Origin of the sequence: Geothrix sp. (genome assembly GCF_049292215.1) — a bacterium.
Classification (GTDB): Bacteria; Acidobacteriota; Holophagae; order Holophagales; family Holophagaceae; genus Geothrix.
The window spans coordinates 1-12,161 of the sequence record NZ_JBATQW010000018.1; the positions used below are offsets into that span (position 1 = coordinate 1).

Annotated in this window: 9 protein-coding genes; 6 read left to right on the top strand and 3 right to left on the bottom strand. The window is 67.0% G+C overall.

Features of this window, described 5'->3' with window-relative positions:
- The coding region (locus tag WAS25_RS03225) for an NAD(P)/FAD-dependent oxidoreductase (protein ID WP_422310066.1) at positions 1-407 on the bottom strand (407 nt) is incomplete at its 3' end.
- A 76-nt stretch (positions 408-483) separates the two neighbouring features.
- On the opposite strand from WAS25_RS03225, the gene lipB reads away from it, so the two are divergent.
- The 5 genes from lipB (at position 484) to WAS25_RS03250 (ending at position 8,170) form a co-directional block, all read left to right on the top strand.
- On the top strand, positions 484-1,611 hold the full coding sequence (lipB, locus tag WAS25_RS03230; RefSeq protein WP_422310067.1) for a lipoyl(octanoyl) transferase LipB: 1,128 nt from the start codon (positions 484-486) through the stop codon (positions 1,609-1,611).
- A gap of 63 nt (positions 1,612-1,674) precedes the next feature.
- Positions 1,675-3,423, top strand: coding sequence for a sensor histidine kinase (locus tag WAS25_RS03235; protein ID WP_422310068.1), 1,749 nt, complete (start codon positions 1,675-1,677; stop codon positions 3,421-3,423).
- 138 nt (positions 3,424-3,561) lie between these two features.
- Positions 3,562-5,286, top strand: coding sequence for an ATP-binding protein (locus WAS25_RS03240; RefSeq protein WP_422310069.1), 1,725 nt, complete (start codon positions 3,562-3,564; stop codon positions 5,284-5,286).
- A gap of 121 nt (positions 5,287-5,407) precedes the next feature.
- A complete protein-coding gene (locus WAS25_RS03245) occupies positions 5,408-6,547 on the top strand; it encodes an acyl-CoA dehydrogenase family protein (protein ID WP_422310070.1) in 1,140 nt (379 codons plus the stop codon).
- Between the two features lie 144 nt (positions 6,548-6,691).
- Entirely contained in the window at positions 6,692-8,170 is a 1,479-nt protein-coding gene (locus WAS25_RS03250; protein ID WP_422310071.1) for a TolC family protein, read from the top strand.
- Positions 8,171-8,218: 48 nt separating this feature from the next.
- On the opposite strand, the gene WAS25_RS03255 is transcribed toward WAS25_RS03250, so the two are convergent.
- Both WAS25_RS03255 and nadC read right to left on the bottom strand, forming a co-directional pair.
- On the bottom strand, positions 8,219-10,429 hold the full coding sequence (locus WAS25_RS03255) for a S9 family peptidase (RefSeq protein WP_422310072.1): 2,211 nt from the start codon (positions 10,427-10,429) through the stop codon (positions 8,219-8,221).
- A 53-nt stretch (positions 10,430-10,482) separates the two neighbouring features.
- Positions 10,483-11,331: a carboxylating nicotinate-nucleotide diphosphorylase gene (nadC, locus tag WAS25_RS03260; protein WP_422310073.1), complete on the bottom strand. Its 849-nt coding sequence runs from the start codon at positions 11,329-11,331 to the stop codon at positions 10,483-10,485.
- A gap of 47 nt (positions 11,332-11,378) precedes the next feature.
- Here nadC and WAS25_RS03265 point away from each other — a divergent pair, with 47 nt between their 5' ends.
- Entirely contained in the window at positions 11,379-12,155 is a 777-nt protein-coding gene (locus WAS25_RS03265) for an enoyl-CoA hydratase-related protein (protein WP_422310074.1), read from the top strand.
- Positions 12,156-12,161: the final 6 nt, after the last annotated feature.

A 12,161-nucleotide genomic window follows, 5' to 3' on the forward strand; every position in this document is an offset into this window, starting at 1 on the left:
GTCACCCGGGCGCCGGTGCGCACGTCCACCCCTGCCCGGCGGACCAGGGTCTCGAAGGCCGCCACCACGGCACCCGCGCTGCCCGGACGATCCAGCGGGAAGATCCGGCCATTGTCGCGGCTGTAGGTCTCGACCCCTTCTCGGCGCAGCAGCTCCACCACGGCCTGGTTGTCGAAGGCCAGCAGGGCGGGACGGAGGAACCGGGCCTGGGGCTTGGAAAAGGCCTCCAGCAGGGAGAGCGGCGCGCCGTCATGGGTGATGTTGCACTTGCCGCCACCGCTGATGCGAAGTTTCACGCCCAGGCGGCCATTGGCCTCCAGCAGCTGCACCTGATGGCCGAGGTTGGCAGCCCGCCAGGCCGCCACCAGCCCCGCTGCCCCGCCGCCCACCACGATGACCTTTGCCATGGCTCCATCATGGCCCAGGCGGCGCCTCGCGTACCGGTCGAGCCCCGGGTCCAGACCATCCGGGTACACTCGGACCATGACCGACTTTGGGTTCTCCGTCCCTCGCCCTGCCCAGCTACGCCGCTTCAAGCGGGTGTTCTACCCGGCGGGCCTGCGGATGCAGAAGGCCTTGGCCGAGCACGTGAGCCCCGGGGACCGGCCTGACCAGCTCGTGCTCCTGGAGCATGACCCAGTCTTTACCTTGGGCCGCAACGCCACGCCCGCCGACATCCACATGAGCGACGACTTCCTGAAGGCCCAGGGCGTCAGCGTCCACCGCACGGACCGGGGCGGCGAGGTCACCTACCACGGCCCGGGCCAGGTCGTGGCCTACCCCATCTGCAACCTGCGCGGCGGCCGCGAGGATGTGGGCCGCCTGGTGCGCGGCCTCGAAGAGGCCATGATCCGCACAGCGCGGGACTTCGGCGTCGTGGCCGACCGGCTGCAGGGCGCCCCGGGCATCTGGGTGGACACGCCGCGGGGGCCCGAGAAGCTCGGCGCCATCGGCCTGCATCTGAGCAAGTGGATCAGCACCCACGGTATTGCCTTCAACGTTCAGCCCAACCTGGACCACTTCCGCTGGATCACCGCCTGCGGCTTCACCGACAAGGGCGTGTGCAGCCTGGCTTCCCTGCTGGGACCAGAAGCCCCCACCTGGGAAGCCGCCACCGACCGGCTCCAGGCCCACCTGGTCGAGTTGCTGGCCCTGGACCTCCAGCCCTCACGGCCACCCAGCCGCAGCGTGTCCGCCCTGACCTGGCGCCAGACCGCGGCCGGACCGGAGGTTCTCATGATGCTCCGGGTGCCCACGCACGGCCTCTGGTGGCAGAGCGTCACCGGCATGATGGAGCCCGGGGAGACGCCCGAGCAGACTGCGCACCGCGAGCTGGCGGAGGAGACCGGGCTCACGGGGACGCTGCGACCGCTCGGCCTGTCCCACAGCTTCTGGGTGGATCCCGCCATCGTGCGCTTTCCCGATGACGAGCCGCGCTTCAACACCGAAGTCTGCTTCTCCATGGAGGTGACCCCGGACGCCCAGGTTCGCCTCGAGCCGCTGGAGCACAGCGAATACCTCTGGTGCGGCCTGGACGAGGCCCAGGAGCGCATGAAGTGGGAAGGCTCCAAGGCCGCCGTGGCGCTCCTCCGGACCCTCCTCGCCGGCTGATCCCCCGACGGTACAAGGACTCATGGCCGCCTCCCCCGGAACCGATGAAGGTTCAAGACCGCCATGCCCCCCCTGGACTCCGCTTCCCCGCCTGCTCAACTCGGCACCTGGCCGAGGTCCACGCCATGGCTGCTCCTGGGTTACACCGCCCTGGGCCTGGGCACGCAGCTTCTCTCCCCCTCCGCCCGCGGCCTGGGCCTGAACGCTCTGAACACCCTCATCTTCGCCCATGCGGGTCTCCTCACCTTCACCCGCTCATCACGAGAACCGGATGCCCGGCGGGGCTGGCGCCTGATCACCCTGGGGCTCTTGGCCCAGGCCACCAACCAGGGCTGGGCCACCCTGCACATGTTCCGGCACGAGGCCCCACCGCCATTCCCAGCCTGGGGAGACCTGTTCACGTTCCTGTCCCTGGGCCTGATCATCGCCTCCCTTCTGGCCTGGCCCCTGACGTCCGCCTCGGGGTCCGAGCGCTGGCGGAAAAGCCTGGATGGGCTCGGCGCCGCGCTGTCGGCCTTCTTCCTGGGCTGGTTCTTCACCCTCGGCCCCCTCTTCCGCCAGTCGCAGTCCTCCTCTCTGGAGCACGCGGCCCTGGTGATCTTCTTCCTCGGCAATGCCATGGTGCTGGGGACCTGCGCCTACCTCGGCGCGCGGCAGACCACCCGGTTCCGCGGCCCCCTGGGCTGGATTACGCTGGGGTTCGTCATCTCCATGGCGCAGGTGATGCTTCAGGTACCCCTGACCCTGGCTGGGCAATACCACCTCGGGGATCCCATTGACCTCCTGGTCCTTCTCGCGGCCATCCTCATCCTGCTGGCCCCCCTGGCCCCGCGGTCCCTGGAACCGGGCCCGCCGCCCAGTTCGGAGATCCGGGACCACTCCCCGGTGGCCCGCATTCTGCCCATGCTGCCCGCCGCCTCGTCCCTGGCCATGGTTCTCGCTGCCCTGGCTCTGGCCCCGACCCGCCTGGACCCCATCATCCTGGCGCTGGCCTCGGTGATGGCCGGGTTGGGGCTCCTCCGGGGCGCGCTCGCCCTGCGGGACTTGCAGCACCTGTCCGCGGCGCTGGAGACTCGCGTAATCAGTCGCACCCAGGATCTCGAAGCCATGCAGGACGCCATGCTGAGGACTGAGCGGATGAATGCCATGGCCGTCCTCGGCGCGGGCATGGCCCACGACCTCAACAACACCCTGGCGACGGTCAAGGCCTGTGCCGAGCTGGCCCGCATGAAGCTTGAGGATGGCCAGCGTCCCGAGATCAAGGACCTGGACCACCTCCTGGTGGCGGCGGACCAGTCCGCGGCCCTCACCCGTCGGCTCATGAGCTTCGGACACATGGAGGAAACCCCGCCCGGGATCATCTGCCTCCGCGAGGAGCTGTCCCATCTTGAGACCATCCTCCGCATGCTGCTGGGGCGGCAGATCAGCCTGCACCTCGAACTGGGGGTGGATCGGGTCCCGGTGCTGGGCTCCCGCGCCCAGGTGGAGCAGATCCTGGTGAACCTGGTGGGCAATGCCCGGGACGCCATGCCCCGGGGTGGCCTCATTCTCATCCGGCTCTCCAAATCCACATCGGCCGGCAAGCCCATCGCCCGGGTGGAAGTGGAGGACAGTGGCGAAGGCATGACACCCGAGGTCCAGGAGAAGATCTTCAGCCCCTTCTTCACCACCAAGGGCCCGGGCCTGGGTACGGGCCTGGGCCTCGCCTCCGTGCGCCAGATCATGCACGAGCTCGGCGGCACCTTGGCCGTGGCCTCGCAGCCAGGTATCGGCACGACCTTCGTGCTGAGACTGCCGCTGGCGGAGGGCTGATGCCCGTAACCGTGCATCCAATCCCTGCGGGACTGCCGCGAGGGCTACCATTGGAGTCGCAATATCCTGGCGCTTCCTGAACCTGATGGCGGGGGTCGACCAGCCTCATTCCCGCTCTGAATATTGGCTCAGGACGATATGCCCCCTCCCCTCCCAGCCCACACGGCACCCACCCGGGCACTCCTGGTGGGCGCCCTGTTGCTGATGGCGGCCTTCAGCGCCGTAATCTCGATGCTTCCCGTGCCCAAGGTTCAGCCGGTCGTCAGCGTGGTTCTGGGACTTTCAAACGTAGTGGCCTTCTTCCTGCTCATCCGCCGGGCCCGCCAAGGTGGCCCCGAGGAGCGTGGCTGGTGGATCCTGGCCCTCAGCTTCCTGGGTGTGGTGGGCTCCAATACAGCGCTCTTCATGGCGCCAGCCACCCTTGGCCGCGCCTCTCTGGCAGAGAAAATATTCGTCGGGATTCAGCCGGTCATCGCCATCATCCAGGCCTGGGCGCTGCTGAGCTGGCCCTTCCGGGCTCCTGAGCGACAGGGCAAGCGACTCATGAACCTGCTCGGCTGCGGAATCTTCGGGGGATCCCTGTTCCTGGTGCTCTGGAGCACGACCCTCTATCAGGAGCTGGACCACGGGCAGTGGCCTATCTTTATCCGGTTGATGGGCCTGGCCGTGCGCGTGGCCATCGTCGGTGGCGTGGCCACTTACATACTGGCGGATGATCCTCGCCGTATCCGGGGACCCGTGGGGTTGATCTTCGTGGCTGCCGTGGCCATCCTCGCGGTCATCGTGCTGGTGCGGCCGTACCTGTATGACGAGAGTGCCACCATGCAGGCGACGCCGTGGCTCGGCATCGTGCTGTGCGCCCCCCTAGCCTTCGCCTTGGCCGCCTGGCTGGGGCATCCCGTGGAGGTTCCAGCGGATGAGCCCCGACTGAAATACCCACTGGTCGAGGGACTCCTCTACCTCCCCTTCGTGGCCGTGGGCGGGGTGCTCATCCTGTCGGCCCTCCATCACCGTGATGATCAGGTCGCTCCACTGATCGGCTACATGGCCATCAGCGGCCTGCTCCTTGCGCGGCAGTTCCTGCTGCTCCGGGAGGTGCGGCGGGCCAACGAGCAGCTTGAAGAGCGTGTACAAGCCCGCACCCGGACCTTGGAAGAACTGCAAAAGGTGATGCTCCGAACCGAGCGCCTGAACTCCCTCGGCGCCCTGGGAGCCGGCCTCGCCCATGACCTGAACAATGCATTGGCTGGCATCCGGGCCACTGCCGAGCTCGCCCACATGAAGGCCGAGGATGGCCAGCCCTGTGGCACCTCCGAATTGGACCGGATCCTGGTGGCGGCGGACCAGTCCGCTGCTCTGACCGGCCGACTGATGGCCTTCGCCCGCCAGGAGGTCGAGGCCCTCGGTCCCCTGGACCTCGCCCTGGAGGCCTCCCGGTTGGAAAGCCTGCTCCGCATGCTCCTCCCCCGGAACGTCTCCCTCCACTTCGACATGGGCCCAAGTCGCGTGCCCATCCGCGGATCCCGCAACCACCTGGAGCAGATTCTCGTGAACCTGGTCTGCAACGCCAGGGATGCCATGCCCACGGGCGGCACCATTACCTTGCGCGTACTACTGGTGGACCAAGAGGCGCCGCCTGGAGCGGTCCTGCAGGTGGAAGACACAGGGGGCGGCATGCCGCCCGAAGTGCTGGACCACCTCTTCGAGCCGCTCTTCACCACCAAGGCGCCCGGCAAGGGCACGGGCCTAGGGCTGGCCTCCGTCAAGCACTTGGTCAACGAGGCGGGGGGGCGCATCGAGGTCCACTCCCGGCTTGGCCAGGGCAGCCGCTTCATCCTTCACTTCCCGCTTTTAGACGCCTGACTCCCGTCGAGCCGGAGCCGCCTGCCCCGGGCACGTGGTCTGTGATTCCAATCAAGCGAAGCTTCTGAAGGCCTGACTTGGCATCGGGCCTTGATAACCTGACCCATCTCCAGGAGTCCCAATGTTCCCGACCTTCACCGAAGACCAGTCCGCCATCCGCGAGGCTGCGAAGGACTTCGCCATGGCCGAGATCGAGCCAGGGGCCGCTGCGCGGGACGCCAGCGGCGACTTCCCGAAGGCGATCCTGCAGCAGCTCGGTGAGATGGGCTTCCTGGGCATGACGGTGCCCGAGTCATACGGCGGCGCGGGCGTGGATTTCCTCAGCTACATCCTGGCCCTGGAGCAGATCGCCTACGCCGATGCCTCCGTGGCAGTGACCATGAGCGTGAACAACTCCGTGGCCTGCGCGCCCATCCTGTCCTTCGGGACCGAGGCCCAGAAACAGAAGTACCTCAAACCCCTGGCCAGCGGCGAGGTGCTGGGCGGCTTCATGCTCACTGAGCCCGACGCGGGTTCCGATGCCGCTGCGCTGAAGACCCGTGCCATCAAGGTAGACGGCGGCTGGCGCCTGAACGGTGCCAAGGCCTGGATCACCAACGGCGGCGTGGGGCGATACTTCGTCACCATGGCCCGCACCGACCCCGACAAGGGCAAGAAGGGCATCAGCGCCTTCATCCTCGACGCGGACCAGCCCGGAGTGGTCATGGGCCGTCCCGAAGAGAAGATGGGCCTGCGCTCCAGCAAGACAGTCATGGTGGCGCTGGAAGATGCCTTTGTGCCCGAGGACGCCATGCTAGGCAAGCCCGGCGATGGCCTCAAGGTGGCCTTCGGCGGGCTGGATGGGGGGCGCATCGGCATTGCCGCCCAGGCCCTGGGCATCGCCCAGCGGGCCATGGACGAGAGTGTGGGCTACGCCAGGGCCCGCATTTCCTTCGGCAAGCCCATCGGCGAGCACCAGATGATCCAGACCTACCTGGCCGAGATGGAATCCCGCCTCCAGGCCTCCCGCCTGCTGGTCTACCGGGCCGCCTCCCTCAAGGAGGCCGGAAAGACCTGCACGGTGGAAGCTGCCACCGCCAAGCTCTTCACCACGGAGAGCGCGGTCTGGCTCTGTGACCGGGCCGTGCAGATCCATGGTGGCTACGGCTACTCCCGCGAGTACCTCGTGGAGCGGCTGTACCGCGACGTGCGCGTCACCACGATCTACGAGGGGACCAGCGAGATCCAGCGCATGGTCATCGCCCGGGAGCTGTTGAAGTAGTGGTTTTCAACGACCGATGAAATTACCCTTGCCCTCAAGACGCGAGGGAGAGATCCTGCTTGGGGTTAATCTAAACCGGGGCCTGCATTTGTCCGTAGTCAGCCTGTCCCCGAGGCAGTTCTTTTTGATCTTCAAGGAGTGGTGATGACGCGTCTCCCGATCCTCCCGGCCCTGCTGGTGGCCTTCTCCCTGGTGGCCCAGGAGGCCCCCAAGGTTCAGCCCCCTGCAGGCGCGCCCACAAAGCTGACCCTCCAGGGGGCCATCGAGACCTCGCTGAAGAACAACCTCCAGGTGCAGATCGCCACGGAGACACGTGACTTCACCCGCGCCGGTGTGCTCGTCGAACAGGGCACCTTCGACTGGAACCTCACGGCCGGCCTGAAGGTATCGAAGAGCAACGACCCGCAGTTCGGCGCTGATGCCACCGCGTTCAGCCGCGGTCTCACCGTGGGTTCCACCAAGGCCTTCGGCTGGGGTGGCAACCTCAGCCTCCAGTACGCCCCCACCTACTATCAGAGCACTCCCGTAGGGAGCACGACTCCCTACGACGGCAGCTTTTCGGCCACCTACACCCAGAGCCTGCTGAAGGGCTTCGGCCGGGACACCACCGAAAGCCGACTCATCGTCGCCCGCAAGAGCGCGCAGGCAGCCGATCTCGGCTTCCAGAAGGCCATCATCGACTTGGTGGCCAGCACCGAGTCCCTCTACTGGGATGTGGTCTTCGGCCAGCGCAACCTCGAGAACAAGCAGCAGGCCCTCTCCCTCGCCCAGAAGCAGCTCAAGGAGAACCAGATCCGCGTGCAGGTGGGCACCCTAGCCCCCATCGAAGTGACTTCATCCGAAGCCTCCGTGGCTCAGCGTGAGCAGGACATCATCACCGCCGAGGCCCAGCTGCTGAATGCCAAGGACGCCCTCATCCGGGCCCTGTATCCCTCCACCGAGCGGCCCACGGGCCTGGAGATGGTGGACGCCCCCAGCGTGAAACCCATGGCAATGAGCGAGACCGAGGCGGAGAAGCAGGCCCTGACCAGCCGCATCGAGCTCAAGAGCGCCCGGCTGGACGTGGAGTCCAAGCAGATCCTGGAGACAGCCGCTGGAAACCGCACCCTGCCCCAATTGGACGCCTACTACACCTACAATGGCAGCGCCGCCTCCCACACCGCTTCCGAGGGGCTGTCCGCCGTGAACAAGGACCTGACCAAGAGCACCTATCCCGGCTACACCGTGGGCCTCCAGTTCGCCCTGCCCATCCTGAATCGTACCGCCCGGGGCAGCCAGGCCCAGGCCCGAGCCAACCGCCGCCAGAGCGAGCTGAGCCTGCGCGACCTGGAACTGGGCATCACCCTCGAGGTGCGCCAGGCCTTCCGCAATGTGGATGCCTCCGCCAAGGGCGTGGCCGCTGCCGAGAAGACCCGCTACTTCCGCGAGAAGGACCTCGAAGCCGAGCAGAAGAAGTTCGAGAACGGCATGAGTACCAATTTCCTTGTGCTCTCGAAGCAGAACGACCTCGACACCGCCAAGAGCAACGAACTCCAGTCCCAGATCACCTACGCCAAGGCCGTCACCGCCATGGAGAAGGCCCTGGGCCGCTTGCTGGAAGCCCGGAAGCTCGAAGTGAAGTAGGGATCAAACCCATGCTGAAAACGGGCCCTGAGTGGGGCCCGTTTTCGGTTACCTTCGCCGCGGAGCGGTAGAGCCTGTGGGCGTTTCAGGCTTGGCCTCCGCATCGGCTGGCAGTGTATCCAGCAGCGCCTTCCAGTCGAACCACTCCGGCTTGCCCTTGATCCACTTTTCGAACCAGTTGAACTCGCTGACCATCTTCACCAGCTGATAGCGCGGCTCAGTCAGGCCGTGGGGCATGCCGGGATACACGATGTATTCCACAGGCACGCCCAGCTTCTTGAGCGCCATGTAAAGCTCGTCGCTCTGGGGCTTGGGTACGCGCTGATCCGCCTCACCCACGTGGATGAGCGTCGGCGTTTTCGCGTTCTTGATGTACTTCAGCGCCGACTCGTTCACGAAGTTGTCCCAGGCCTCGTAGGGCTTCCCACCCAGGTAGAACTCCCGGACGCTCTGCACGTCGCTCTCGGCGTACATCGAGATCCAGTTCACGGCGCCTGCCCCAGTGCTGATGGCCTTGAAGCGATCGGTCTGGGTGAGCGTCCAGCTGGACAGATGGCCGCCGGCGCTCCAGCCCATCATGCCCAACTTGTCCGGGTCGGCGATGCCCTCGCGGATCAGGTGGTCCACGCCGCTGATGATGTCGCCGTAGGACAGGCGCATGAAGTTCCCGCCGATCTGGCGCGTGAAGGCCTCCCCGTAGTTCGATGAGCCCCGGTAGTTGGGCTGGAATACCGCGTAGCCGGCAGCGGCGTAGAGGTGGGGGTAGGTCACGTAGCGGCCCTGGAAGGTGTTCATATCCGCCGCGGCAGGTCCGCCATGCAGCTGCACGATGAGGGGATAGCGCCTGCCCTTCACGTAGCCGAGGGGCTTGATGAGCAGCCCTTCCACCTGGACGCCATCCTTGGCCTTCCAGCGCACTGTTTCCGTGCTACCCAGGGACAGCTTCGCTACCTGGGGGTTCGCGTCGGACACCTTGACCCAAGCAGTCGGAGTCCCCACGCTCTGGGGCTTGGCCACATAGAAGTCCATGGGCTTGCGAGGGTGGCTGTGGGTCAGAAGAAAGGCCTTGGCCTCATAGCTGTAGCTGCCCGCCAGGACGCCCGCCTCCTTGGTCAGCTGGGTCATCGTCCCATCCGCCACAGAGAGCGCGAAGAGGTGCTGGTCCACACCCACGGCTTCGGTGAAGTAGAGCGTCCGCGAGTCCTCGCCCCAGTTGGCGGCGGAGACGCTCAGGTCCTTCCCGGCCATCAGGTTTTTGGCAGAGCCGCCCGTGGTGGGCACCACCCACAGCTTCGTATTGCGCAGGCGCTCAAAGCGCTCGGGCGCTGAATAGGCCAACCACTGCCCATCCGGGGAGAAGGCCGAAAACCGCGCGTACTTCTCCAGCACCGGGTGGACCTTGCCGCTGCCCAGGTCCAGCAGGTGCAGGCTGGCCTCCTCTCGGGTGATATCGCCAACGCGGCGTCCTGCGGGCATGGCCCGGAAGGCAGCCCAGCGGCCGTCCATCGAGAGGTCGAAGGCGGTGATGGTGAGACCGGTCCCCTCGGTCCAGCGCTTCTCCACCTTCTCCTTCAGGTCCACGGACCAGAGGTGGACCGGCGCCTGCTCCGGATCCGCGAGGCGCACATCGAACTTCTTCTCCTTGCGCTTCACGTCATCCTTGTCCAGCCGGTCGGGGCTGGTGAAGAAGAGGCGCGCGCCATCATCGGCAAAGGTGAAGTCGCGGATGGGCGTGGCGTGCTTGGGCAGCGCGGTGACGGCAAGTTCCTCCGAGGCCAGGTCGACGAGGGACAGCTGCCGGTCTTCGGCCTTGCCGGCGCTGAAGGCCAGCCACTTCCCGTCCCGGCTGAAGGCGAAGGCGTGGACGCCGTCCTTGGCCTCGGTGAGCTTGCGGGCTTCGCCCCCCTCCACGGCCAGGAGGTACACCTGCTGGCTGCCCTCGCGGTCGCTGAGGAAGGCAAGGCGCCGGCCATCCCGCGCCCACTGGGGGCCCGTCTCGTTCTTCTCGCGGGTGAAGGTCATCTGCCGCGCGACGCCGGTGGCGGCATCCGCCACGAAGAGGTCCGTGTAGGCCTTGCCCGACTTCCAGTGGGGCAGGCTCACCGTGTACACCACCCGCGACCCATCCGGCGACAGGGAACCGGCGCCCACGCTCCGCATCTCCATCACATCCATGAAGGTCATGGGCCGTGTCTCCTGGGCCCGCAGAGGACCCACCAGGACCAACGCCGCCAGGACACCCCATCGCATCGAACGCATACCGCCTCCTGCCTCGTGACTTGAGGCTTTCAGTATGTTCGGGATCCTGCAGCTCAGTCCATCCGCAGGCTGAGGTCCACCGCCGGAGCGCTGTGGGTGAGGGCGCCCACGCTGAGGAAATCCACGCCGGTCTCGGCCACGGCACGGGCCCGCTCCAGGCTGAGGTTGCCGCTGGCCTCCAGGAAGAGGCGCCGCCCGCTGCGATCCCGCAGGGCCACGGCCTCCCTCAGCTGCTCCAGGCTCATGTTGTCCAGGAGCACGCCGTCGACCTCCGGCAGCTCCAGGCAGGCCTTGAGCTGGCCCAGCGTTTCGGCCTCGACCTCGATCTTCACGAGGTTCGGCGCGGCCCGGCGAGCCGCCTCCACTGCGGCTCGGACACCGCCCGCTGCCGCCAGGTGGTTCTCCTTGAGAAGTACGCCATCGCCCAGGGTGAGCCGGTGGTTCACGCCGCCCCCGCAGCGCACGGCGTACTTCTCCAGCAGCTTCAGGCCCGGCGTGGTCTTGCGGGTATCGAGGATGCAGGCCCCGGTGCCTTCGATGGCGTCCACGAACCTGCGGGTGAGCGTTGCGGTGCCCGAGAGGCGCTGCAGCAGGTTCAGCATCACCCGCTCGGCCAGGAGGATGCCGTGGCTGGAGCCCTCGACGCGCAGAACCTCGGTCCCCTTGGTTACGCCTTGTCCATCGGTGGCCAGCAAGGACACGGCCAGGGCGGGATCCGCGAGGCGGAAGACCTCCCGCGCCACCGGCAGTCCCGCCAGCACCAGATCACCCTTGGCGATGACGCGGGCGGTCATTGGCCGATCCGGCACTGCCGCCGTGGTCCAGTCCTGGGTGCCCCAGTCCTCGCGGAGGAAGGCGCCCAGCTGTTCGCGATAGGTTTCGGGATGAGGAGGGTGGAACATCGGAGACTCCGTCCTCAGCGTACAATGACCGCACACCAGGAGCCCCCATGTCCTTTGTCCTCGTCGAGAAAGCCGACCGCATCGCCTGGGTCACCCTCAACCGCCCCGAGAAGCTCAACGCCCTGAACAACGAGGTGCTGAAGGAGCTGGAACATATCTTCGCCGGTCTGGAGCACGACGCCGAGGTGGGCGTGGTGGTGCTCACAGGGGCGGGCGAGAAGGCCTTCGTGGCCGGCGCCGACATCGCCGAGTTGAAAAGCCTCGATACTGCCGCGGCCCGCGTCCAGGCCCTCAGCGGCCAGGCGGTCTTCCAGCGCATCGAGGCCCTGCCCAAGCCCGTCATCGCTGCCGTGAACGGCTTCGCCCTGGGTGGCGGCTGCGAGCTGGCCCTGGCCTGCCACATCCGCATCGCCAGCGAGAACGCCCGCTTCGGCCTGCCCGAGGTGAGCTTGGGCGTCATCCCCGGCTATGGCGGCACCCAGCGCCTGCCCCGCCTCGTGGGCAAGGGCGTGGCCCTGGACCTGATCCTCAGCGGCGAGATGGCACCCGCCGCCGATGCCCTGCGCATGGGCCTGGTGAGCCGCGTGGTGCCGCTGGCCGACCTCAGGGCCACCGTCGAGAAGCTGGCAAAAACCATCCTCTCGCGCGGCCCTCTGGCCCTGCGCAGCGCCCTGGCCGCCGTCCACGATGGTCTGGAGATGGCCCAGGACAAGGGGCTGCAGTATGAGGCATCCCTCTTCGGCCTCCTCGCCGCCACCCAGGACATGCAGGAGGGCATGGGCGCCTTCCTGGAGAAGCGCCAGGCCCAGTTCAAAGGCTTGTAGCTAATG